Source organism: Alphaproteobacteria bacterium, from assembly GCA_005883305.1.
In the GTDB taxonomy this organism is placed as follows: domain Bacteria; phylum Pseudomonadota; class Alphaproteobacteria; order Sphingomonadales; family Sphingomonadaceae; genus Allosphingosinicella.
Map to the genome: position 1 here is coordinate 109,426 of VBAC01000002.1, position 22,557 is coordinate 131,982.

At 68.2% G+C, this 22,557-nt stretch carries 20 protein-coding genes and 1 tRNA gene; 14 read left to right on the forward strand and 7 right to left on the reverse strand.

What is annotated here, in order from left to right; genetic code table 11:
• Nucleotides 1-14: 14 nt before the first annotated feature.
• The 3 genes from E6G92_13715 to E6G92_13725 all read right to left on the reverse strand — a co-directional run bounded on the left by E6G92_13715 (nt 15) and on the right by E6G92_13725 (nt 2,805).
• A complete protein-coding gene (locus E6G92_13715) occupies nt 15-797 on the reverse strand; it encodes a transglutaminase family protein (protein TMJ17380.1) in 783 nt (260 codons plus the stop codon).
• Nucleotides 798-874: 77 nt separating this feature from the next.
• On the reverse strand, nt 875-1,801 hold the full coding sequence (locus tag E6G92_13720) for a DMT family transporter (GenBank protein ID TMJ17381.1): 927 nt from the start codon (nt 1,799-1,801) through the stop codon (nt 875-877).
• A complete protein-coding gene (locus E6G92_13725; GenBank protein ID TMJ17615.1) occupies nt 1,798-2,805 on the reverse strand; it encodes a low specificity L-threonine aldolase in 1,008 nt (335 codons plus the stop codon). The genes E6G92_13720 and E6G92_13725 overlap by 4 nt, the downstream gene beginning before the upstream one ends.
• 135 nt (nt 2,806-2,940) lie before the next feature.
• Between E6G92_13725 and E6G92_13730 the strand changes: the two genes are divergently transcribed.
• Both E6G92_13730 and E6G92_13735 read left to right on the forward strand, forming a co-directional pair.
• Nucleotides 2,941-3,381, forward strand: coding sequence for a PilZ domain-containing protein (locus tag E6G92_13730; GenBank protein TMJ17382.1), 441 nt, complete (start codon nt 2,941-2,943; stop codon nt 3,379-3,381).
• 11 nt (nt 3,382-3,392) lie between these two features.
• Entirely contained in the window at nt 3,393-3,788 is a 396-nt protein-coding gene (locus E6G92_13735) for a pilus assembly protein PilZ (protein ID TMJ17383.1), read from the forward strand.
• A gap of 302 nt (nt 3,789-4,090) precedes the next feature.
• On the opposite strand, the gene E6G92_13740 is transcribed toward E6G92_13735, so the two are convergent.
• Nucleotides 4,091-4,165: transfer RNA gene (locus E6G92_13740), tRNA-Thr, on the reverse strand.
• A 301-nt stretch (nt 4,166-4,466) separates the two neighbouring features.
• Nucleotides 4,467-6,272 (reverse strand): aminopeptidase P family protein, encoded by a 1,806-nt coding sequence (locus tag E6G92_13745; GenBank protein ID TMJ17384.1) that lies wholly within the window; start codon nt 6,270-6,272, stop codon nt 4,467-4,469.
• A gap of 643 nt (nt 6,273-6,915) precedes the next feature.
• Here E6G92_13745 and E6G92_13750 point away from each other — a divergent pair.
• Together E6G92_13750 and E6G92_13755 are read left to right on the forward strand one after the other, a co-directional pair.
• Nucleotides 6,916-8,985: a S9 family peptidase gene (locus E6G92_13750; GenBank protein ID TMJ17616.1), complete on the forward strand. Its 2,070-nt coding sequence runs from the start codon at nt 6,916-6,918 to the stop codon at nt 8,983-8,985.
• A gap of 1 nt (nt 8,986) precedes the next feature.
• Nucleotides 8,987-9,382: an acyl-CoA thioesterase gene (locus tag E6G92_13755; GenBank protein ID TMJ17385.1), complete on the forward strand. Its 396-nt coding sequence runs from the start codon at nt 8,987-8,989 to the stop codon at nt 9,380-9,382.
• Nucleotides 9,383-9,596: 214 nt separating this feature from the next.
• Here E6G92_13755 and E6G92_13760 read toward each other — a convergent pair whose 3' ends face one another.
• Together E6G92_13760 and serS are read right to left on the reverse strand one after the other, a co-directional pair.
• On the reverse strand, nt 9,597-10,247 hold the full coding sequence (locus E6G92_13760; GenBank protein ID TMJ17386.1) for an alpha/beta hydrolase: 651 nt from the start codon (nt 10,245-10,247) through the stop codon (nt 9,597-9,599).
• Nucleotides 10,248-10,278: 31 nt separating this feature from the next.
• The gene (gene serS, locus E6G92_13765) at nt 10,279-11,538 is read right to left on the reverse strand and encodes a serine--tRNA ligase (GenBank protein ID TMJ17387.1); all 1,260 of its coding nucleotides are present in this window, start codon (nt 11,536-11,538) and stop codon (nt 10,279-10,281) included.
• 166 nt (nt 11,539-11,704) lie between these two features.
• Between serS and E6G92_13770 the strand changes: the two genes are divergently transcribed.
• The 10 genes from E6G92_13770 (at nt 11,705) to E6G92_13815 (ending at nt 22,288) form a co-directional block, all read left to right on the forward strand.
• Entirely contained in the window at nt 11,705-13,222 is a 1,518-nt protein-coding gene (locus E6G92_13770) for a hypothetical protein (GenBank protein TMJ17388.1), read from the forward strand.
• A gap of 150 nt (nt 13,223-13,372) precedes the next feature.
• Entirely contained in the window at nt 13,373-14,392 is a 1,020-nt protein-coding gene (locus E6G92_13775) for a hypothetical protein (protein ID TMJ17389.1), read from the forward strand.
• Nucleotides 14,393-14,455: 63 nt separating this feature from the next.
• On the forward strand, nt 14,456-16,354 hold the full coding sequence (locus E6G92_13780; GenBank protein ID TMJ17390.1) for a PQQ-dependent dehydrogenase, methanol/ethanol family: 1,899 nt from the start codon (nt 14,456-14,458) through the stop codon (nt 16,352-16,354).
• A complete protein-coding gene (locus E6G92_13785; protein ID TMJ17391.1) occupies nt 16,332-16,832 on the forward strand; it encodes a c-type cytochrome in 501 nt (166 codons plus the stop codon). Before E6G92_13780 ends, E6G92_13785 begins: the two co-directional genes overlap by 23 nt.
• Nucleotides 16,829-17,770, forward strand: a complete 942-nt coding sequence (locus E6G92_13790) for a c-type cytochrome (GenBank protein TMJ17392.1) — start codon at nt 16,829-16,831, stop codon at nt 17,768-17,770. The genes E6G92_13785 and E6G92_13790 overlap by 4 nt, the downstream gene beginning before the upstream one ends.
• Nucleotides 17,771-17,778: 8 nt before the next feature.
• Nucleotides 17,779-19,695 (forward strand): cytochrome c oxidase subunit I, encoded by a 1,917-nt coding sequence (gene ctaD / locus E6G92_13795; protein ID TMJ17393.1) that lies wholly within the window; start codon nt 17,779-17,781, stop codon nt 19,693-19,695.
• On the forward strand, nt 19,692-20,309 hold the full coding sequence (locus tag E6G92_13800; GenBank protein TMJ17394.1) for a cytochrome C oxidase subunit III: 618 nt from the start codon (nt 19,692-19,694) through the stop codon (nt 20,307-20,309). Before ctaD ends, E6G92_13800 begins: the two co-directional genes overlap by 4 nt.
• The gene (locus E6G92_13805) at nt 20,306-20,638 is read left to right on the forward strand and encodes a hypothetical protein (protein ID TMJ17395.1); all 333 of its coding nucleotides are present in this window, start codon (nt 20,306-20,308) and stop codon (nt 20,636-20,638) included. The genes E6G92_13800 and E6G92_13805 overlap by 4 nt, the downstream gene beginning before the upstream one ends.
• Complete coding sequence (locus E6G92_13810) at nt 20,635-21,492, forward strand: cytochrome c oxidase assembly protein (GenBank protein ID TMJ17396.1); 858 nt, start codon at nt 20,635-20,637, stop codon at nt 21,490-21,492. Before E6G92_13805 ends, E6G92_13810 begins: the two co-directional genes overlap by 4 nt.
• Nucleotides 21,476-22,288 carry a quinoprotein dehydrogenase-associated putative ABC transporter substrate-binding protein gene (locus E6G92_13815; protein TMJ17397.1) on the forward strand — a complete coding sequence of 271 codons (813 nt, stop codon included), beginning with the start codon at nt 21,476-21,478 and terminating at the stop codon, nt 22,286-22,288. Before E6G92_13810 ends, E6G92_13815 begins: the two co-directional genes overlap by 17 nt.
• The last annotated feature ends 269 nt before the right edge of the window (nt 22,289-22,557 follow it).

A 22,557-nucleotide genomic window follows, 5' to 3' on the forward strand; every position in this document is an offset into this window, starting at 1 on the left:
GGCGGGCCTCTATCTCATTCGCCGGCGCGCGTCACCGTGACGCGCTGGCTCCGCATCTCGGCGCTGCCGAAGATCGTCATGAAGGCGATGTCGGTGGCGTCGCGGCCGACTCCGATGCGGACCATCCCCTCGACCGGGGCGAGGCAGGTCGCGTCGACCAGCCGCCAGCCGCCGTCGAGCCAGGCCTCGACCACGGCGTGGAAATCGGCCGGCTCGAGGTCCAGGGCGTAAGCGGAGACCAGCCGCGCCGGAATGCCTGCCGCGCGCGCGAAGCTGGCCGTCAGATGGGCGAAATCCCGGCAGACGCCGCGGCGGGAAACGAAGGCATCCACGGCTGTGGTCGTGGAGTCGCTCGACCCGGCGGCATAATCCATCTTGCCCTTGATCCAGTCGGCCATGGCGGCGAGCTTGGCTCCTCCTTCGAGGCTGCCGAAGGTCTTTTGGACGAAGGCCTCGAACCGATCGGATTCGCAGTAGCGGCTGGGCCAGATGTAGGGCACGACCTCGGGGGGAAGGCTGGGCAGCGGTGCCGCCGGCAGGCTCTCCAGTGCCATCGAAGGCCGCTCGACGTCGACCGTCGCTCGATAGCGGACCCGGGTCGTTCCCTCGCCGCGCATCCAAGTGCGCCGGCCGATCCCGTCCTCGCCGGCGACCGGGCGCAAGGGCTCGGCCCCGTCGACGGTCAGCAGGTCCTCGATCAGGCGCTGGTCGGGCAGCTGGGCGACCTCGATCGCCAGCAGCACGTCGGCGGCTTCCGGAAAATAATAGTCGAGCTCTACGTTGACATTGAGCCGCACCCGCAAACCTCCCTTGTGCGCGCCAAACGCGCGAGCGAGCCTTAGGAGCCGCGCCGCCGGAGCGCCAGCGCGCCCGGCTATTCCGCCAGCGCCGGCCCCGCCGGGCGGCCCTGGCGCAGCGCGAGCAGCAGGCCGGCGATGGTCAGCAGCCCGCCGGCGGTAGCCAGCGGCGACCAGCGATAGTTTTCGAACGCCGTCGAGAGCGCCATCGCCACGACCGGGATCAGCACGCTCGAATAGGCCGCGCGCGCCGGGCCGATGGCGCGGATAATCCGATAATAGAGCCAGAAGGCGAGCGCCGAGGCGACGATGCTGAGATAGACGAGCCCCAGCCAGTAAGACGGGCGTGCGTCGAAGACCGGCGGGCCGATGAACAGCAGGGCATAGAGCGCGTCGGCCGAGGCGCCGTAGAGCATCGCCCAGCCGAGCATGATCGTCACCGGCCGTGCGCGCATGGCCGGCATCAGCTGCATGACGTTGGCGAAGGAGGCAGCGAGCACCGCGCACAGCACGAAGGCGAGGCCGCGCAATATGTCGGCGCTTGGCGTGCCGGCTGCGCGGATCTCCTGGAGGAACAGAAGCCCGACTCCGGCCATCGCCACCGCCGAGCCGAGCACGAACCGGCCGCTCACGCGCTGGCCGAAGAACGCCCAGGCGAGCGCCGCATTGGGCGCAACCAGCAATGCGAAGACGACAGCGGCAAGGCCCGAGGTGATGTAGATTTCCGAAGCGTAAACGAAGCTGTAATTGACCACGAACTGGAAGGTGCCGAGAAGCACCGCAAGCACATAGCCGCCGCGCCCGAGCCGAAGGCTCGCGCCGGCCAGCCTTCCGAGCAGCAGCATCACCGCCCCGGCGATGAAGAAGCGGTAGCTGACCGACCAGACCGGCGGGACGATCCCAAGCTGGCCCTTGATGACGATCCAGGTCGAGCTCCAGATCAGGGTGATGAGGAGGAAAGGCAGGAGGATCTTCGGATCGCGAAAGCCGCCCGCTTCGCTCACAGGGCGCGGATCGCGGCGGCGAGCGCGTCGACATGGGCGGGATCGCTATCCCAACTCGTCACCAGCCGCGCCTCGCCCGGCCCCCATTGATAGAAGTCGAAGCCTTGGGACCGCAGCGCTTCATCCTCCTCGGCCGACAGGCGGATGAACACCTCGTTGGCTTCCGCCGGATGGATCACCCGGTCGGGTCCGGCCGCCGCGGCAAGGCGGTCCGCCGCTTCATTGGCGGCGCGGGCATTGCGCAACCAGACGTCGCCTTCGATCATCGCCAGCATCTGGGCGGCGAGATAGCGGCCCTTGGACAGCAGGTGGCCGGCCCGCTTGCGCCGGTAGCTGGTGGCCTCGGCGAGCGCGGGATCGAACAGGATCAATGCATCGGCGCAGAGCCCGCCATTCTTGGTGAAGCCGAACGACAGCGCGTCCACCCCCGCCCGCCAGGTGAGATCGGCCGGGACGCAGCCGAGCCGGGCGACGGCATTCGCGAAGCGCGCGCCGTCGACATGGAAGTTGAGGCCCCGCGCGGTGCACAATTCGCCTAGGGCCGCGGTCTCTTCGGGGGTGTAGACCAGGCCATATTCGGTGGCGTTGGTGATCGAGAGCGCCGCCGGCTGAGAGCGGTGGACGTCGCCGGCGGCGATCCCTTCGGCGAGCGCCGCGACGGTATCGGGCGCGAGCTTGGCTCCCTCCCCTTCCCCCAGAAGGAGCTTAGCCCCGGCCGTGTAGAATTCCGGCGCGCCGCACTCGTCGACCTCGATATGGGCGTGACGGTGGCAGATGATCCGGCCGTAAGGCGGGCACAGGGCGGCCAGCGCGAGGGCGTTGGCAGCGGTGCCGGTCGCTACCCACAAGGCCTCCACCTCGCGCTCGAACAGCTCTGAAAATGCTTCGTTCAGACGGCGGCTCCAGGAGTCGCCGTCATAGGCCGTGTCCAGCCAATTGGCCTCGCCGATCGCGGCCAGCGCCTCGGGACAGGCGGCGGCGGCATTGTCCGAGAAGAAGCGCATGCCAAAAGCCATGAAAGGCCCGCCTGGCGGCGTCAACGCCCCTTTTCCCCAAGCCCGCAGATTCCGCCGCCCTCGTTTACTACAATTTAGCCCCCTGCCCGCTATGCGCGACAGCAAGGTTCACGGGACACAGAAATGGGCGCAGAGAATTTCCAGAAGACGGCCGCCGGCAATCGCGGCGCGAAGCGTGCGAGGGTTTTGCTCGCGGCGAAGCTGCAGACCTCGTTCGGCGATGTCGAGGCGCGGCTTCGCGATCTGTCGCGCAAGGGCGCCCTGCTCGAATGCCCGCAGGTCCCCAATGTCGGCAGCGCCGTTGTCTTCATCCGGGGCGAGACCGTCGTCAATGCCCGCGTCGCCTGGGCCGCCGGCAACCGCGTGGGCATCGAGTTCGACCGGATGATCGACGAGCACGAGCTTCTGATCCACATCGGCAAGCCGCCCAAGACGAGCGTCCAGACGCCCTATCCGCAAAGCTTTCGCCGCCCCGGAATCGGCAGGATGTCGGTCGAGGACCGCAAGGTCGCCCAAGCCTGGAGCATCGCCGTCGGCCTCACCCTCCCCGAGGACAAGAGCTAGAGGCGGCGGCGATGGACGCGTGGCGCAGCAGCAGCCAGTCAGCTTCCCCCGGCTCGTTCGGCGGGGCCTTCCTTTCGGGGGAGATTTCGCTCGGCCGGGACAGGTCCGAAGAGGCGGTCAACAGCCGCGTTTCGAAGCGCATCCAGACCGAGATCGGCGCGGGCCTGCGGCAACGCGGCGCTTCCGGCGTCTCGGTCGAGGTCACCGATCTTTCAACCCACGGCTTTCGCGCCAGCACCCATCTCGAGCTTGAGAAGGGCGCCGACGTGTGGCTCCGGCTTCCGGGGCTCGAAGCCTGCCACGCGAAGGTCGCCTGGGCGAAGGGAAACCTCATCGGCTGCGCCTTCGAACGGCCGCTTCACCCGGCGGTGCTCGACATGATCCTGCGCCGGTCGGGCAGGCGCTGACCCCCGGTCCGTACCCTAGGAGAATACCCCGGTTTCCCTCCTCGGGCGGGTGATTCGGAATCTGGAAATTCTTGTGTTAAGCCACCCGAGTCGAGGGGGAGGCGGCGGCATGGAATCGGATTACCGATATTATTCGCGACGTGCGGCCGAGGAGCGGCGAAGGGCGAGCTATGCGGTCACGCAGGAAGCCCGCGAACGCCACAGCGAGCTCGCTTCCCTGTTCGCCGGCAAGGCCGCCGAGCACATTCGCCACGAAGCGGTCGCCCGGCTCAGGGCCGAGTGATCTTCCTGCGCCGGGGCGATGGTGCTGCCGGTGAGGATTGAACTCACGACCTCAGCCTTACCAAGGATGCGCTCTACCACTGAGCTACGGCAGCCTATCGCTTTCCGGGGAAGCGGGCCTATGGCCGGTCCCTTCGGATGATGTCAAGGCGCGCCATGCCCACCAGGGACGAAGAACGGGAGAAGCGCCTCGCCGCCGCGCTTCGCGAGAACCTCAAGCGGCGCAAGGCCCAGGCGCGGGGGACTGAGGACCAAGCGGAGAGGGATCCTCCACCCCCCGCTCATCCTGAGTAGGGACTGAGCTTGGCGAAGGCCCGTATCGAAGGACGGTCCTTCGATACGCCGTTTCGACAAGCTCAACGGCTACTCAGGATGAGCGGGGAGGGATGTCGTCTCCTATTGCAGAGGCGCGCATTGCGCGTCGAGCCAGGCCCTCGCTTCCCCCTCCAGCTGCGGGCCGACCACGCGCAGCACCTCGGCGTGATAATCGTCCACCCAGCGCCGTTCGTCGCCGCTGAGCATCGCCGGCTCGATCAAATTGCGGTCGATCGGGGCGAAGGTCAGCGTTTCGAAGCCGAGCAGCTTCTTCTCGCCCTCGAAGCCGCCTTCCGGCTCTTTGGCCACGACCAGAACGAGGTTCTCGATGCGGATTCCGTATGCGCCGGTCTTGTAATAGCCGGGCTCGTTGGAAAGGATCATTCCCGCCCGGATCGGCTCGTCGCCGCCGGCCTGGGCGCTGCCCGCGGGCGAGATTCGCTGCGGGCCTTCGTGGACCGACAGGAAGCTGCCGACGCCGTGGCCGGTGCCGTGGGCGTAATCGACTCCCGCGCGCCAGAGATACTGGCGGGCGAAGCTGTCGAGCTGGCTGCCGCGCGTTCCGTCGGGGAAGAGCGCTCGCGCGACCGCGATATGGCCCTGGAGAACCCGGGTGAAGCGGTCCTTCATCTCGGCCGTCGGCGTGCCGATCACGACGGTTCGGGTCACGTCGGTCGTGCCGTCCGGATATTGGCCGCCCGAATCGACCAGATAGATCGAATCCATCTCCAGCGGCCGGTTGGTCGCCTCGGTGACCCGGTAATGGACGATGGCCCCGTTCGGCCCCGCGCCGGAGATGGTATCGAAGCTCAAGTCCCTGAGGTCGCCGCCCTGCTGGCGGAAGTCGTGGAGCTTCGCGGCCGCCGAAAGCTCGTCGACGACGCCCTTCGGCGCTTCGATCGAAAGCCAGTGCAAGAAACGCGACAGCGCCGCGCCGTCGCGCGTCTGGGCCGCGTGGTGGCCGGCGATCTCGGTCTCGTTCTTGATCGCCTTGGGCAGGATCGAGGGATCGCGCTTCGAGACGATCTTCGCCCCGGCCTCCTCCAGCGCCTCGAAGATCGCGGCGACCGAGCGCTCGGGATCGACGGCCACGGTCTTGCCGGCGAGCCTCTTCAGCATCGGCTCGAAATCGCTCCGCTCGTGCACCCGGACGCCGTTGCCGAGATGCTGGCGAACGTCGTCGCCGAGCTTTTCCGAGGCGACGAACAGGTCGGCCGTGCCGTCGTCGTTGACCAGGGCGAAGGACAAGGCGACCGGGGTATGATCGACGTCCTTGCCGCGCACGTTGAACGTCCAGGCGATCGAATCCAGAGCGGCGAGGACGGCGGCGTCCGCCTTCTGCTCCTTCAGCCAATCGGCCATTTCCTGCCGCTTCGCCGCCGAATTCTTGCCGGCATGGGAATCCGGATGGACGATGAGGCGCGCCGGCGAGGGCTCGGGCTGGTCGTTCCAGACCGCGTCGATCGGGTTCTTGCGCACCGCGACCAGCTCAGCGCCGGTATCGGCAAGCGCCTCGCGCGCCTTCTTCACCCAATCCTTGGTGTGAAGCCAGGGATCGTAGCCGATCCGCCCGCCCTGCGGCGCGTGCGCCTTCAGCCAATCGGCGATGCTGGTTTCGGGCACGGACTGGTAGGACCAGTGAGCGCCGTCGACCTGGTCGCGGACCTGAAGCGTGTAGCGCCCGTCGGTGAAGATCGCCGCCTCCTCCGGCAGGACCACGGCCGAGCCGGCCGAGCCCTGGAAGCCTGTCAGCCAGGCGAGGCGCTGGGCGTAGCTGCCGACATATTCGCTCATATGCTCGTCGGTCAGCGGGACGACGAAGCCGTCGAGCCGGTCGGCCTTCAATTGCTCGCGCAAGGCGGCGAGGCGGGATTCATAGCTGGACATGGGGCGCCTCTAAGCTTGGCTGCGGACGCCAGCAAGATGGCGGGCCCGCGGCGAACATGAACGGAAGTTTCCGAAGTTTCCGCTTCCATGGAAGAGAAAAAGCGGAGCCTTCCGAGGCCGATTTCGCCCGCGGAAGGCGGAAACAAGAGGCGGCGGCGAATCGGGCATCGGACATGCGCCGATTATGGCATGAATGCGGGGGTGTAGGAAAATGCAGAGGGGGGTCTGCACGATGCCGTTCCCCGGCGAAGGCCGGGGCCCAGGAGCCGAAGGCTTTGGGTCCACGTCCCTTGAACCCGGCTCGCGCCGGCCTGGACCCCGGCCTTCGCCGGGGAACGAGGCAGCCCGACCGTTCCGCTCTCCCCCAGGTGAATGCGCGCCGAGTTCGGGCGCGGCCGGTCCCCGGCCCAGGAGCCGAAGGCTTTCGGCCCGCGCCGTATCGAGCCCGGCTGGCGCCGGCCTGGGCCCCGGCCTTCGCCGGGGAGCGCAACACGATCGCTGTCCGGCGCATTTGCCTCTGGACGCCCCGCCGCGTTCCTGCTTTCCCGCGGCGGGAGGGGGATCACCGATGCGCCTTATCGCCGTCTGCCTGATGTTGATCGCCGCGCCGCTCGCCGCGCAAAGCCACGCGCCAAGGGATGATATGACCAGGACGAACACGCTTCCGCCGCCGCCGATCGCCGAGCAGCGCCCCTATAGCTACGAGCGGCACGGAATCCGCGTCGAGGATCCGTATCACTGGCTCAAGGACGAATCCTATCCGGTCGTCGACGATCCGGACGTCCTCGCTTACCTGCGCGCCGAGAATTCCTATTTCGAGGCGGCGATGGCGCCGCACCGGCCGCTGATCGACACGCTCGTTCGCGAGATGCGCGGACGGATTCCCGAGGACGACAGCTCGGTGCCGCAGCGCGACGGCGACTGGCTCTACTGGTGGGCCTTCCGGCCCAGCGCGCAATACCGCACCTGGCATCGCCGGCCTGTCGCCGGCGGCGCCGAGCAGGTGGTGTTCGACGAGGTCGCGGAAGCCGCGGGCAAGCAATATTTCCGCCTCGGCGCCCTCTCGGTCAGCCCCGACGGGCGCTACGCCGCGACTTTGGTCGACGACAACGGCTCCGAGCGCTTCCGCTTGAGCATCCGCGAGATCGCCACCGGCCGCGACGTCGAGACGGTCAGCGAGGTCGGCATCGGCCAGCCGGTCTGGACCGCCGACAGCCGCGCCCTCGTCTTCACCGAGGTCAACGACCAGTGGCGATCCTACCGCGCGCGCCTCCACCGGCTCGGCACTCCCGCGTCGCAAGACCGGACGCTCTATGAGGAGACGCAGAACGTCGCCTTCACCGTGGACGTCGGCCGGACGCAGGACCGGCGCTACATCCTCATTTCCACCGGGGAGAACAGCTCGAACGAGGTGCGCTTCGTCCCCGCCGACAATCCCGAGGCGCCGCCGGTGCTGATCGCGGCGCGCCGGCCGCTGATCCAATATTCGGTCGATTCCAGCCACGACAAGCTGTGGATCCTGACCAACGACGACCATGTGAACTTCCGAATCGCCGAGGCCGATCCGGGGAATCCGGGCGAATGGCGGACGGTGATCGCGGGCTCCGACCGAGTCTATCTGCGTGGCCTCACAGCGTTCCGCGACCATCTCGTGGTCAGCGAGCGGGTCGACGGCCTCGATCAGGTTCGCCTGCGCGGCTATGACGGGAGCGAGCGGCGCATTCCCTTCACGGAGGCCGCCTACAGCGCCGGCCTCTCCGGCAATCCGGAATATGCGCCGAGCGCCTATCGCCTGTCCTACAGCTCGATGGTCACGCCGCCGACCGTCTACGACTATCATCCGGCCCAGAACCGGCTGGAGACGCTGAAGGTCCAGGCGATCCCTTCGGGCTACGATCCCAGCCAGTACGTCACCGAGCGTATCATGGTCCCGTCGCGCGACGGCCGGCGCATCCCGGTCTCGATCGTCTATCGCCGCGGCTTCGAGCGGAACGGCGAGGGCCGTCTCTTCCTCTATTCCTACGGCTCCTACGGCTATGCCACTCCGCCCTCCTTCAGCGCCAACCGGATCAGCCTGCTCGACCGCGGCTACGCCTATGCCATCGCCCATATCCGCGGCGGCGACGAGCTCGGCTACGACTGGTATTTGCAGGGCAAGCTCGACCGGCGGACCAACACGTTCAACGATTTCGTCGACGCCGCCCGGGGCCTGATCGCGGAGCGCTACACGCGGGCCGGGCGGATCGCCATCGCGGGGCGTTCGGCCGGGGGCGAGCTGATGGGCGCGGTGGTCAATTCCAATCCCGGATTGTGGGGGGCTGTGATCGCCGACGTGCCCTTCGTCGACGTTCTCAACACGATGCAGGACGAAAGCCTTCCGCTGACCCCGGGCGAGTGGAACGAATGGGGCAATCCGATCGCCGACGCGGGCGTGTTCCGCTACATGCAGAGCTACAGCCCCTACGACAACGTGCGGCCCCAGGCCTATCCGCCGATGCTCATCTCGGGCGGGCTCAACGATCCGCGCGTGACCTATTGGGAGCCGGCCAAATGGGCGGCGCGCCTGAGGGCCATGCGCACCGACGACAATCTCCAGCTGCTCAAGATCAACATGGGCGCGGGCCATGGCGGGCGCACCGGGCGCTGGACCGCGCTCGAGGAGACGGCAGAGGAATATGCCTTTATGCTGACTCAGATGGGCTCGGGGGAGTGAGGTGACTCCGTTCGAGCTTCGGATCACCGCGGGGCAAGCGGACATCGACGAGCTCGGCCACGTCAACAATGCCGCCTGGGTGCGCTGGATCCAGGACGTGGCGACCGCCCATTGGCGGGCGGTGTCGGACCCGGCCCATGTCGAGGCCTATGTCTGGGTCGTGATCCGGCACGAGATCGATTATCTCCGCGCCGTGCTTCCCGGCGAGACGGTGACGGCGCGCACCTGGGTGGGCGAAGCGCCGAAGGGCGCGCGCTTCGACCGGCACGTCGAATTCGTCGGGGAGGACGGCAAGCCGCGGGTGCGCGCGCGGACGACCTGGGCGATGCTCGACAGGGCGACCGGGCGTCCGTTGAGGGTGCCGGGCGAGGTGGCGGCGCCGTTCCTGGGAGCATGATCGGCCATGCTGCGGAGCCGGGCAGTCAAAGGCGATCATGCGAGAAATTTCAGAGTCATCCCGGCGAAGGCCGGGACCCATGAACGCGGTGTTCGGTGAAAAGACCTAGGTTTGCGCTTCTCCTGGATCCAAGGTGTTCATGGGTCCCGGCCTTCGCCGGGATGACTCATTGGGATTCCCACTCCAAAGGGGAACTTCCAATCGAGGCCGTTCCTCAGCTGAAATCGCGGACCGCGGCGACGATCCCGGGATAGGCCTTTGCGCTGACGGCGAAGCCCATGTGGCTGCAGTCCAGCTCGAGCTCGGCGTCCCGCTGTTCGGGCGTGCCGCGCGCTCCCGCCGGGGCGACGATTCCGTCGCGGCGGGACCAGATGGCGAGAGTCGGCACCGGCGGCTTCGTCTCCGGGTCCTTGTCGATCGGCGGGCGGTTGACCGGATGGCCGGCCACCCATTCGTAGAGCCGCCAGACATTGTTGTTCCTGCGCCGGTCGCCGGAGAAAGGCGAGCCGAGCGTGATCACCTTCTCGACCAGCTCCGGCCGCTCCTGGGCGACGACCCGGGCGTAGATTCCTCCGAGGCTCCAGCCGACCAGGATCACCTTTCGGCCTTCGCCGAACCGCTCGACCCCCTCCGCGATGCGATCGACGATGGTCTCGGTCACCCCGCGGTTGAGCCCCATTCCCCATCCCGTGACCCTGAAGCCCGCCTGCCCAAGCGCGCGCTGGAGCCCGAGCGTCGTCCGGTCGGCGGCGAGGAAGCCGGGGATCACCATCACCCTCGGCCCATCGGCGGGGCCGCGCTCGCCCAGCGCCCCGAAGGCGCGGTACATCCGCGCGGCGAGCGCCGCCGCCTCGCGCATACGCATCCAGCCGGGAGGCGCCTTGTCGTCGCGGCGCCTAGAGATAATCGCCGCCCATCAGCGCCCTCAGCGGCTCGGGCAGCTTGACCCGGCCGTCGGCTTTCTGGTGGTTCTCGAGCAGGGGGACGAGGATCCGCGGGGAGGCGAGCGCGGTGTTGTTGAGCGTGTGGCAGAAGCGGACCTTGCGCTCCTCGTCGCGCCAGCGAAGGTTGGCGCGGCGCGCCTGCCAGTCGTGAAGCGTCGAGCAGCTGTGGGTCTCGCGATACTTGCCCAAAGAGGGCACCCAGCTCTCGATGTCGTTCATCCGGAACTTGCCGTTGCCCATGTCCCCGGTCGAGGCCTCGATCACCTGGTAGGGGATTTCGAGCGCCTTCAGCATGCCCTCGGCATTGGCGAGCAGGCGCTGGTGCCAGCGCGCGCTCTCCTCCGCGTCGTCGCGGCAGATGATATATTGCTCCAGCTTGTAGAATTGGTGGACCCGAAGCAGGCCGCGAACGTCGCGGCCGGCGCTCCCCGCCTCGCGGCGGAAGCAGGGGGAATAGCCGGCGTAGAGGATCGGAAGCTTGTCCGCCTCGATCACCTCGCCGCTGTGCAGGGAGGTGAGCGCGATCTCCCCCGTTCCGGCGAGATAGAGATCGTCGGCGGGCATGTGATAGGCTTCTTCCTCGTGCCCCGGGAAATGGCCGGTGGCGACGAAGGCCTGCGGCCGGGCCAGCGCGGGGACGGTCATCAGGGTGAAGCCGTCCGCGGCGAGGCGCTGCTGGGCCCAGAGCATCAGCGCCTGCTCGAGCATCGCGAGGCGCCCCTTGAGGCAATAGGTGCGCGATCCCGCCACCTGGGTGATCCGCGCGAGATCGGCCCAGTCGTTCTTTTCGATCAGGGCGACATGGTCGAGCGGCTCGAAATCGAAGGCGGGGATCGTCCCCTCCTGGCGGACGACGATGTTGAAGCTCTCGTCGGGCCCGACCGGGGCGCCCTCCCAGGGGATGTTGGGCACGCGCAGCAGCAAGGCGTCGAGCGCGGCCTGCTTCTCGCCGAGCGCGCCTTCGATTTCCGCTATTTCCGCGCCGATCGCCTTGGCCTTGGCGCCGAGCGCGGGGCGCTCCTCGGGCGCGGCGCTCTTGAAGCCGTCGCTGATCGCGTTGCGCTCGGCCCTGAGGGTGTCGGCCCGGGTCTTCAGCGTGCGCACCTCGCCGTCGAGCGCGAGCAGCGTATCGAGGTCGAGCGCAACGTTCTTGTCGGCGATCGCCCTGGCGACCACGGCCGGATTCTCGCGAATGTAATGAAGGCTGAGCATGGTGGCCTAATGCCGGGGCGACGCTCCCTCTGTCAAAGGCGGATTCCGCAGTGCATGGGGAACCGATCCCGGGGCGAATTCGCTTTAACGACCTAATTTATGCTAAGATCGCCGCGCACCGACCGAAATGGGGGGAACGCGAGACTATCGTTAGCGAGGGTGGGGCATGAACGATCTGTCGAACGGGGCGGGAAAGAGGCAAGCCGAGACGGCGCTGAGCCTCGACGCCTTCTACAGGGCGCTGTTCGGCCATCCCAATTTCCTGGTCTACGTCATCCGGGTGCTGCCCGACGGCTCGTTCCTGTTCGAGGACGCCAATCAGCCCGTCGCCGAGCTCGCCAACCGGCCGCTCGACGAGGTGATCGGAGCGCGCCCGGGCGATTGCCTGGTGCCGGAGATCGCCGAATGCCTCGAGGCGAACCTCGCCCTTTGCGTCGAGACCGGCGAGCCGCGGGTGTACGAGCGGAGCATCGACATGCCGGACGGCCGGCTGTCGTGGAAGACCAACCTTCTCCCGGCGAGCGAGGGCGGCGGCCCCCTGCGCCATGTCGTCGGGGTGACCCGAGACGTCACGTTCGAGCGCACTCTCGCGGGAATCGCGGACAACAGCCAGGCGCTGATCCGGAGCCTCGGCGACGCCACCTCCAACGTCATCTACTTGTTCGACCTCAAGAGCCGGGGAATCCGCTTCTCGACCGGCCAACACAACATGCCGCTCGGCTACGATCCGGCGGAAATCGCCGAAATGGGCGACCAGATGATCCCGCGGCTGATTCATCCCGACGACGTGGCGACGGTCCAGGAGCATGTCGCCGGCCTGGCCAACCTGCCTGACGGCGAGATCGCGACGGTCGGCTACCGCGTGCTCCACCGCAACGGGCGCTACCGCCATCATTTGAGCCGAAACATCGTCTTCAGCCGCGACTCCGCCGGCGACGCCGAGCTGGTGCTCGGAGTGGCCGAGGACAGCACCGACCAGGACCGGATGGAGGAGGAGGTCCGCGCGCTTTCCGAGCGGCTGCTCACCCTGCAGATCGAGGAGCGGCGGCGGATCGCCCAGGAATTGCACGATAGCACCGCCCAGCATTTGACGGCCGCCGGCCTGGCGCTTGCACGCCTGGTGGTCAACCTGCCCGAAATGGACCCGGGTAGCGAGCAAGCCGCGCAGCTCGGCCAGGCGCGCGCGGACATCGAGGCTTCGCTGCATGAGGCCAAGCAGGAGATCCGGGTCCTTTCCTACCTCCTCCACCCGCCGGTGATCGAAAGCCACGGGCTGAGGGAGGCCGTTCGGAATTTCGCTTTGGGCTTCGGCGACCGGGCCGGCCTCGAGGTCGAGGTCCGCATCGGCGAGGGGACGGAGCTGATCGACGACGACGTCTCGATCGCCCTGTTCCGGGTCTGTCAGGAGGCGCTCGCCAACGTTCACCGTCACGCGCGCGCGACCCAGGTAACCGTCGCGCTGGAGATCGAACAATCGACCATCAGCCTCTGCGTGCGCGACAATGGCATCGGCTTCGACCAGTCGACGCTGAGCGCCGCCGCCCAGTCCGGAATCGGCCTGGCAGGCATGCGCGAGCGAATGACCCGCCTGGGCGGCTCGGTCCAGATAGGCGGGAGCGGCCGAGGCACCAGCCTTACCGCCACGGTTCCCCGTCCCGCCCAGATACGGCCCTCCGCGAGCTAGCTGAAGGGGACGCGAAGCGAATGGCGCTGAATCCGCCGTGGTCGCTCGATCTCGATCCGGGGTTCGTTTCCTCATTCCCGCCTCATATCGACCCTCCGTGCCGAGCCGCTTGACCCGGAACCGGCCCTTTCGGGTATCGTTCGGTTCGTGATGCGCAGCGGGATCGTCCTTTGCCTTTTGCTGATGTTCGGCTGCGCTCAGCCACCCTCCCCGCTTGGTGCGCGGCTTTACGTCACCAACGAGATGTCCGGCGATCTGACGATCGTCGATCCCGAGGCGCGAAGGGTGATCGGCCGGGTGGCGCTCGGCAAAAGGCCGCGCGGAATCGTCGCCAGCCCGGACGGCCGGCTGCTCTACATCGCGCTCAGCGGATCGCCGGTCGGCGGGCCGGGAGTCGACGAATCGACGCTGCCGCCGGCCGACCGAGCCGCCGACGGAATCGCCGTGTTCGACGTCGCGGAAGGGCGAGTCTTGCGGATCATCCGCGGAGTCTCCGATCCGGAGACGGTCGCGGTCAGCCCGGACGGCCGAACGCTCTACGTCGCCAGCGAGGACAGCGGCCAGCTGATCGTCTTCGACGCGGCGAGCGGCGGACGGCGCGGCGCCATCCCGGTCGGCGGCGAGCCCGAAGGAGTAGCTGTCTCTCCCGACGGGCGCCTGATCTACGCCACCTCGGAGGAGGATAATCAGGTCGCGGTCGTCGATGCCGGGACGCTGCGCGTCCGGGCGCATATTCCAGTGGGCGAGCGGCCGCGCAACGCGGTCTTTACCCCCGACGGCCGCCGCGCCTTCGTCCCCGGCGAGAGCGATGGGACGATCGCCGCGATCGACGTGGCGTCGGACCGCCGCATCGGTCTCGCCCGGCTCGAGGGCGGAAACGTCCGTCCGATGGGCGTTGCGTTGAGCCGCGACGGAAGAGCGCTGTTCGTCACGACCGGCCGCGGACGACGGCTGCTCCGGATCGACCCGGCGAGTCTGCGCCTGACGGGGAGCGTCGAGGTCGGCGATCGGCCCTGGGGCCTCGCGCTGAGCGGCGACGGCCGCTTCGTCTTCACCGCCAACGGACCCTCCAACGACGTCGCCATGGTCGACGCCGCGAGCCTGCGCGTCTTGGCCCGTTTCCGGGCCGGCGACCGACCCTGGGGCCTCGCCGTCGTGCCAATGCACTAATTCAGATTAAAACACCGGCGAAACGACGGAACTTCGTTTCGGACGCCCGGTTTTGCGGCTCGAATGAGCGACCCGACAGGAGCCAGTGGAAGGCGAATCGGCGCGTGGGGGATCGTCGCGATCCTGCTCGCGGCCCTCGTCGTTGCACTGGTCGTCTGGTGGGTGCTCCAGCCCCGCGCGGCCGAGCCGCGCCCGGCCGTCCTGGAGACGCTCGCGCCGCTTCCCGCACCCCAGGCCCGGGCGCTCGTCGCGCCGGCTTCCGGCCGCGCCGAGGACGGCCAGTGGACGATGCCGCCGGGCGACTATGCCGCCACCCGCTTCAGCGCCCTCGATCAGATCAACGTCGCCAATGTCGGGCGGCTTCGGCCGGTCTTCACCTTCGACACGGGAGTCAATCGCGGCCAGGAGGCGGCGCCGATCGTCGTCGGCACCACGATGTACGTCGTCACGCCCTTCCCCAACATCGTCTACGCGCTCGATCTCACCCGCCCCGATCATCCGGTGAAATGGGCCTTCCGCCCGCGGCCGCTCCAGCGCGCCCAGGGCGTCGCCTGCTGCGACGTCGTCAATCGCGGCGCCGTCTTCTCCGGCGGCCGGCTGTTCTTCAACACGCTCGACGGGCAGACCATCGCGCTCGACGCCGAAACCGGGCGCGAAATCTGGCGCACGCGGCTCGCGAACATCAATATCGGCGAGACGATCACCATGGCCCCGCTGGTCGCGGACGGCCGGGTCCTGGTCGGAAGCTCGGGCGGCGAATTCGGCGTACGCGGCTGGCTGGCCGCGCTCGACGCGGGAAGCGGCGCCCTGGTGTGGAAGGCGTGGAGCACCGGTCCCGACACGGACGTTCTGATCGGCCCCAATTTCCATCCTTTCTACGCCTCCGCGCGGGGGCGGAACCTCGGAGTCACCTCCTGGCAGCCGGAAGGCTGGCGGATCGGCGGCGGCAATCCGTGGGGCTGGATCAGCTACGATCCGCAGACCCATTTGGTCTTCTACGGCACCGGCAATCCGGGACCCTGGAATCCCGACCAGCGGCCCGGCGACAATCTGTGGACCGCCGGAGTCTTCGCCCGCGACATCCGCACCGGCGAGGCGCGCTGGTTCTACCAATCGAGTCCGCACGATCTGTTCGACCATGACGACGTCAACGAGAGCGTGCTGCTCGACATGCCGGTCCGCGGCCGGATTCGGCACGTGCTGGTCCGGGCGGGGCGCACCGGATTCATGTACGTGATGGACCGCGAGAGCGGCGAACTGCTGTCGGCCGACCCCTACGCCTTCGTCAATTCGATCAGCGGCATCGACCTCGCCACGGGAAGGCCCAGCTTCGCCGCCGACAAGATGCCGCAGCAGGGCCGGGTCACCCGCAACATCTGTCCCGCCGCGCCCGGCGGCAAGGACTGGAACCCTTCCACCTTCTCGCCGCGAACCGGCCTGCTCTACGTGCCCCATCTCAACCTGTGCATGGACGAGGGCCACAGCGAGGCCAATTACATCGCCGGAACGCCCTATCTCGGCGCCGACGCGCGCATGTATGCGGGGCCGGGCGGCAATCGCGGCATGCTGACGGCCTGGGATCCTGTCGCCCGCCGACCGGTTTGGCGAATTCGCGAGGATCTGCCGGTGTGGAGCGGTGCTCTGGCGACCGGCGGGGACCTCGTCTTCTACGGGACGATGGACGGATTGTTCAAAGCCGTCGACGCGCGGAGCGGCCGGCTGCTCTGGCAATTCCGGATGAATTCGGGGACGATCGGCCAGCCGGTCAGCTTTCGCGGTCCCGACGGCCGCCAATATATCGCGATTCTCGCCGGAGTCGGCGGCTGGTCCGGAGCGATCGTCTCGGGCGCGCTCGACAAGGGCGATCCGACCTCGGCGCTCGGCTTCGTCAACGCGGTGCGCGACCTTCCCGCGCGCACCGATGCGGGAGGGAGGCTCTATGTCTTCGCGCTTCCGCGTTGAGGCGGCCCTGATGGCCCTGCTCGCGCTCGCGGGCTGCTCGCGCGAGACTCGCGACAATCGCGGCAACGCGATGGCGGAAAACCCGCGCGGCGCCGCCTTCGAAGGCAACGCTTACCACATTGCGCAGGGGCAAAGGCTCTACGCCTGGATGAACTGCGCCGGCTGCCACGCCCATGGCGGGGGCGGCATGGGCCCGCCGCTGATGGACGACGAGTGGCGCTACGGCGGGTCGATGGACGAGATCGCCGCGACCATCCTCGATGGGCGGCCGAACGGGATGCCGTCCTTCCGCGGGCGGATCACGGAGGACCAGGCCTGGCAGCTCGCCGCCTTCGTCCGCGCGCTTTCGGCCCAGCCGCGCCAGGACGCGCTCCCCTCGCGCGCCGACGAGCCGAGCAACACCGAGCCGCTGACGCTCGACGAGCGCAAGCCGGTCAACCGGGCGACGCCCAAGCAGGACGATGCGAGCGAGGAATGACGAACCTGCTCGACACCATCCAGTCCGCGGCCGGCGTCAACGCCGCTCAAAGCCTGTTGCAGTGGAACTTGTTCACCACCTTCCTTGCCGTCGCGGCGATCGTCTACGTCGTCGTGCTCCTCTTCCTCGGCTGGGCGCTGCTTCGCCGCGGGGACGGGGCGCGCGACAGGCCGTTGCGGGTAGCGCTCGGCGGCTGGATCGGCGGCACCGCGGCGATCCTCGCCGGGCTGACTCTCGCCACCTGGTTCACCGACCGCGATCTCGCGCGCGCGGCCGAGCCGAAGGCGCTGGAGATCGAGATCACTGCCCACCAATTCTGGTGGGACGTGCGCTATTTGAACGTGAATCCGAGCCGTGTCCTGCGCACGGCGAACGAGCTTCACCTGCCGGCGGGAGTCACCGCCCACATCGTGCTTCGCTCGGACGACGTCATCCACAGCTTCTGGGTCCCCAATCTCGCCGGCAAGCAGGATTTGATCCCGGGCCGGACCAACGACATTTCGCTGCGGCCGATCGGTACCGGTTTCTATCGCGGGCAGTGCGCCGAATTCTGCGGAATCCAGCACGCGCACATGGCGCTCGACGTGACGGTCGAGCCGGTCGCCGCCTTCACCGCCTGGTGGAACGCCCAGCTCGCCCCGCCGCCGGCGCCGGCCGCCGCCCTCGCCCAAGCCGGCTTCGCCTATGTCACGACCCGCGAATGCGCCTCGTGCCACACGATCGCCGGGACGCCCGCGTCGGGGCAGGTCGCGCCGGACCTCAGCCATTTCGCCAGCCGCCGGTCGATCGCCGCCGGGACTCTCCCGATGAGCCGCGCCAACATCGCCGCGTGGATCGCCGATCCGCAGCGCCTGAAGCCAGGCAACAACATGCCCAACGTGCCCCTTAGCCCCGAAGAGCTGGCGGCGGTGACCGCTTATCTGGAGACCCTCAGATGAGCGCGTGCATGTCGCCTCGCGACCACGATCGCGACGGGCCGGGCCTGACCGGGGAGGCGCTCCACGCGCGGCTCGACGAGACCTGGCGCCGCAAGCCCGGCTTCGTCGGCTGGCTCTCGTCCACCGATCACAAGGAGATCGGCCGCCGCTACATTGTCACGGCCTTCGTCTTCCTGATCCTCGGCGGAATCCTCGCGCTGCTGATGCGCGCCCAGCTCGCCCGGCCCGACAGCGGCCTCATCGATCCCGACCGCTACAACCAGATCTTCACCATGCACGGCACGACGATGATGTTCCTCTTCGCCGTCCCCGTGATGGACGCGATGGCCGTCTATCTCGTCCCGCTGATGGTGGGCACGCGCAACATCTCCTTCCCGCGGCTCAACGCCTTCTCCTACTTCACCTATCTCGCAGGAGGCGTGCTGCTGTGGATCGCCTTCGCGCTCAACGTCGGGCCGGACGCCGGATGGTTCTCCTACGTGCCGCTCGCGGGCCCCGAATTCTCGCCCGGCAAGCGGATCGACATCTGGGCGCAGATGGTGACCTTCACCGAGATCGCGGCGCTCGCGGTCGCCGTCGAGATCACCGCGACGATCCTCAAGCAGCGCGCGCCGGGAATGAGCCTCGCCCGGGTCCCGCTGTTCGTCTGGGCGATGCTGGTCGTCTCGCTGATGGTCATCTTCTCGATGCCCTCGGTCGCGCTCACCTCGGGCATGCTGCTCGCCGACCGGACCGTCGGAACCCAGTTCTTCAACAGCTTCGAATATGGCGATTCTTTGCTCTGGCAGCACCTGTTCTGGTTCTTCGGCCATCCCGAGGTCTACATCATCTTCCTGCCCGCCGCGGGGTTCGTCAGCGAGATCGTCCAGACGTTCAGCCGCCGGCCGACCTTCGGCTACAGCGCGATCGTCCTCGCCCTCGTCGGCACCGGCCTGCTCGCCTTCGGCCTGTGGGTGCACCACATGTTCGCGACCGGCCTGCCGCGGCTCGGCTACGCCTTCTACACCGCCGCCAGCATGGCGGTGTCGATCCCGGCCGGAATCCAGATCTTCTGCTGGATCGCGACGATCTGGGACGGGCGGCCGCGCTTCGCCACTCCGCTCCTGTGGGTGATCGGCTTCATAATCACCTTCGTCATCGGCGGGCTGACCGGGGTGATGCTCGCGAGCGTGCCGATCGACCTCCAGCTCCACGACACCTATTTCGTCGTCGCCCATTTCCACTACGTGCTGATCGGCGGCGCGGTCTTCCCGCTGCTCGGGGCGATCGCCTACTGGTTCCCCAAGTTCACCGGTCGGATGATGTCCGAAGGCTGGGGCAAGCTGAGCTTCTGGCTCGCCTTCGTCGGCTTCCAGGTCGCCTTTTTCCCGATGCACTTCCTCGGCATCCTCGGCATGCCGCGCCGGGTCTACACCTATCCCGCCGGGCTCGGCTGGGAGACTCTCAACCTGGTTTCGTCGATCGGGGCCGCCGCCTTCGCGCTGGCTTTGCTGATCTTCGTCCTGAACGCCGTGCTGTCGCTACGGCGGGGCGCCGTGGCCGGAGCCAATCCGTGGGACGCGCCGGGGCTCGAATGGGCCGCCGCCTCGCCGCCCCCGCCCTACAATTTCCCTCACATCCCGGTTTCCACGAGCCGGACGCCGCTGTGGGAGAGCGATCCGCCGCCGGTCGTCTACGGCCTTCGGGTCGACGAAAAAGAGCTCGTCCTCACCACCGTGCTCGAGGGCAGGCCCGATTTGCGCGAGCCCTCGGCCGAGCCGACCCTCTGGCCGCTCATCTCGGCGCTGGCGATGACCGCGATGTTCGTCTCGTCGATCTTCACGCCCTGGGCCGTCGCCGTCGGCACCCCGCCGATCGCCGCCGCGCTGATCGCCTGGTTCTGGCCCAAGAATCCCAAAGTCTCCCCGGAGCCGACGATCGAATGACGGACTCGCCCAACTTCACCGCCGATCTTTCCGGCCTTCACACCCACGGCTTCGGCAACCGTTCGGTGACCTGGTGGGGCGTGGTCGCCTTCTTCCTGATCGAGGGCACGGCCTTCGTCCTGGCCATCGCCGCCTATTTCTTCCTGATGAACCAGGAGCAGGCCTGGCCCCCGCCGCCGATCCGGCCGCCCGATCTCCTCGCCGGAACCCTGTTCACCATCCTCCTGCTGCTGAGCGAGATCCCGAATTCGATCGCCAAGCACGCCGCCGAGCATGGCGAGCTGCGCAAGCTGCGCTGGATGCTGATCGTCGCGGCGGCGATCGGCGCCGTGCTGCTCGTCATCCGCGGCTTCGAGTTCGGCTCGTTGAACGTCAGCTGGACGGACAACGCCTACGGCTCGGTGATCTGGATGCTGCTCCTCCTCCACGCCACCCATATCGCGACCGACTGGGTCGACACGCTGGTGCTGGCGTTCCTGATGCACGGCCCGCACGGCGTCGAGGGGCGCCGCTTCGTCGATTGCTCCGAAAATGCGATGTACTGGCGGTTCGTCTGGCTCGCCTGGCTGCCGATCTATGTCCTGATCTACTGGCTGCCGAGGCTCGGGCCATGAGTTCGGGACGCTCCGGCATCGAGCATCTCACCCCGTGGCTCGGCATCGTCGCCGCCGCGTTCGGCTGGGGCCTCGCGCACCAGATCGGCAGCAACTCGGTGTTCGACGATTGCACCAGCCGCGGAGCGGGCTTCGTCGTCGTCGTCGGCCTGCTTTGCCTGGCGCTGGTTGTCGCCGGGGGCCTGTTCTCGCTCGACGTCTGGCGGCGCGACGAGAGCGAGGGGCGGCGCTTCATCGGCCTCGTCGGGGCGATGCTGGCGGCGCTGGCTGCCTTCGCGATCGTCCTGCAGAGCGCGTCGGCGCTGATCCTCCCCTCCTGCGCGGCATGAAGCGGGCGCTTGCCCTTTCGCTTCTTCTGCTTCCCGCGCCGGCGCTGGCGCATGGCGGCGAGAACCACTGGACGCTGGCGCCCGCGGTCACCCTCCCGCTGGTGCTGGCGGCCCTGCTCTACGCGCTGGGACTCGCGCGGCTATGGCGCCGAGCCGACCGCGGCCGGCCGGCGCTCCTTCGCCGCGCTCTTTGCTATGCGGCCGGCTGGCTGGCGCTGGCCGGGGCTTTGGTGTCGCCGCTGCACGAAGCGGGGGAAAAGAGCTTCACCATGCACATGATCGAGCATGAGATCCTCATGCTCCTCGCCGCCTTGCTGCTGGTCGCCGCACGGCCGGGCGCGGCCTTGCTATGGGCCTTTCCCCAGCCGGTCCGGGCCGTCCTCGCCCCGGCGGGGCATTGGCGCCTGTGGCGCGCCCTTGCCGACCCGTTCGTCGCGACGGCGATCCAGGCGGTCGCCATCATCGCCTGGCACATGCCGTGGCTGTTCGATCTCGCGCTGACCGGCGAGGGCTGGCACGCCGCGCAGCATCTGAGCTTCATCGCCAGCGCGCTCCTCTTCTGGTGGGCGATGCTTCAGGGCCGCGCGGGGCCCTTCGTCGCCGCGCTTTGCCTGTTCGCGACCTCGATGATCGGCGGCGGGCTCGGCGCTCTGATGGCGCTGGCGAGCAGCCCCTGGTATTCGGCCTACGCGGCGCTCGGAATGACTCCCGCCGGCCTGACCCCGGCCGAGGACCAGCAGCTCGCCGGCCTGATTATGTGGGTGCCGGGCGGCGCCTGGCACCTCGCCGCGGCCTTGTGGTTCCTCATGCGCGGGCTCAACCGGATGGAGGCCGGCCATGCGCTGCCGCGCTAGCCTAGCGCTCCTGTTGCTCCTCGCAGGCTGCGGCGCCGCGCCTCGCGAGCTTCGGGTGTGCGCCGATCCCAACAACCTCCCCTTCTCCAACGCCGCCGGCCAGGGGTTCGAGAACCGGCTGGTTTCGCTCGTCGCCGCCGACCTCAAGGCGGAGGTGCGCTACACCTGGTGGGCGCAACGCCGCGGCAACGTGCGCGAGACCCTGAAGGCGGGCCTTTGCGACGTCATCCCCGGGGTCGGCAGCGAAGTCGACATGCTCGCCACCACCCGGCCTTATTATCGGTCGGCCTATGTCGCGGTGACCCGCGCCGACCGCGATCTCGCGATCCGTTCATTCGACGATCCGCGCCTCAGGACCTTGCGGATCGGCGTCCAGATGATCGGCGACGACTTTTCCAACACGCCGCCGGCCCACGCGCTCGCCCGGCGCGGAATCGTCGGCAACGTGCGTGGCTACATGGTCTACGGCAACTACGCCCAGCCCGCGCCCCAGGCCGACATCGTGCGTGCCGTCGCTAGAGGGGAAATCGACATCGCCTTCGTGTGGGGCCCGGTCGCCGGATATTTCGCCCAGCGCCAGCCCGTTCCGCTCCGCCTCACGCCCGTCGCACCGCTGGATGAGAGAAGCGACCAGCCGATGGCGTTCGCGGTCTCAATGGGATTGCGCCGGCGGGAGCCGCAGCTCAAGGCCGAGCTGGAGAGTTCGCTCGATCGCCACCGGGAGGAGATCAGCCGCCTGCTCGCCGCATACCATGTGCCAACCCTGGCGCAGGCGCCGCGGCTGGACGACGACTAGCCCCAATAGGTCTCGATCACGGCCCAGGCGATCGTGACCGCCGAACCGACGGCCACGAAAAGCGCCACCCAGGGCTCCCAGCGCGCCGTCACCAGTCCACCTCTACCATCATCGGAAATTCCTCGATTGCACCTGAACAACGAACGGTATGCGGACCCGGTTTCGCAGCCGGGAAGACCGGCCGCGATTTCGAAAAATCGTCCTAATCCCCGTTAAAAACAGGACAATTGCAGGAACTGCACCGGCCGCAGACAAGTAGAGACGCTATG

Bases quoted from the DNA above. Each gene is read 5' to 3' on its own strand.
- E6G92_13725 (TMJ17615.1), bottom strand. From the start codon at position 2,805: ATGCGCTTCTTCTCGGACAATGCCGCCGCCGCCTGTCCCGAGGCGCTG.
- E6G92_13730 (TMJ17382.1), top strand. From the start codon at position 2,941: ATGGGCGCAGAGAATTTCCAGAAGACGGCCGCCGGCAATCGCGGCGCG.
- E6G92_13735 (TMJ17383.1), top strand. From the start codon at position 3,393: ATGGACGCGTGGCGCAGCAGCAGCCAGTCAGCTTCCCCCGGCTCGTTC.
- E6G92_13745 (TMJ17384.1), bottom strand. From the start codon at position 6,272: ATGTCCAGCTATGAATCCCGCCTCGCCGCCTTGCGCGAGCAATTGAAG.
- E6G92_13750 (TMJ17616.1), top strand. From the start codon at position 6,916: ATGACCAGGACGAACACGCTTCCGCCGCCGCCGATCGCCGAGCAGCGC.
- E6G92_13760 (TMJ17386.1), bottom strand. From the start codon at position 10,247: ATGCGTATGCGCGAGGCGGCGGCGCTCGCCGCGCGGATGTACCGCGCC.
- serS (TMJ17387.1), bottom strand. From the start codon at position 11,538: ATGCTCAGCCTTCATTACATTCGCGAGAATCCGGCCGTGGTCGCCAGG.
- E6G92_13770 (TMJ17388.1), top strand. From the start codon at position 11,705: ATGAACGATCTGTCGAACGGGGCGGGAAAGAGGCAAGCCGAGACGGCG.
- E6G92_13775 (TMJ17389.1), top strand. From the start codon at position 13,373: ATGCGCAGCGGGATCGTCCTTTGCCTTTTGCTGATGTTCGGCTGCGCT.
- E6G92_13780 (TMJ17390.1), top strand. From the start codon at position 14,456: ATGAGCGACCCGACAGGAGCCAGTGGAAGGCGAATCGGCGCGTGGGGG.
- E6G92_13785 (TMJ17391.1), top strand. From the start codon at position 16,332: ATGTCTTCGCGCTTCCGCGTTGAGGCGGCCCTGATGGCCCTGCTCGCG.
- E6G92_13790 (TMJ17392.1), top strand. From the start codon at position 16,829: ATGACGAACCTGCTCGACACCATCCAGTCCGCGGCCGGCGTCAACGCC.
- ctaD (TMJ17393.1), top strand. From the start codon at position 17,779: ATGTCGCCTCGCGACCACGATCGCGACGGGCCGGGCCTGACCGGGGAG.
- E6G92_13800 (TMJ17394.1), top strand. From the start codon at position 19,692: ATGACGGACTCGCCCAACTTCACCGCCGATCTTTCCGGCCTTCACACC.
- E6G92_13805 (TMJ17395.1), top strand. From the start codon at position 20,306: ATGAGTTCGGGACGCTCCGGCATCGAGCATCTCACCCCGTGGCTCGGC.
- E6G92_13810 (TMJ17396.1), top strand. From the start codon at position 20,635: ATGAAGCGGGCGCTTGCCCTTTCGCTTCTTCTGCTTCCCGCGCCGGCG.
- E6G92_13815 (TMJ17397.1), top strand. From the start codon at position 21,476: ATGCGCTGCCGCGCTAGCCTAGCGCTCCTGTTGCTCCTCGCAGGCTGC.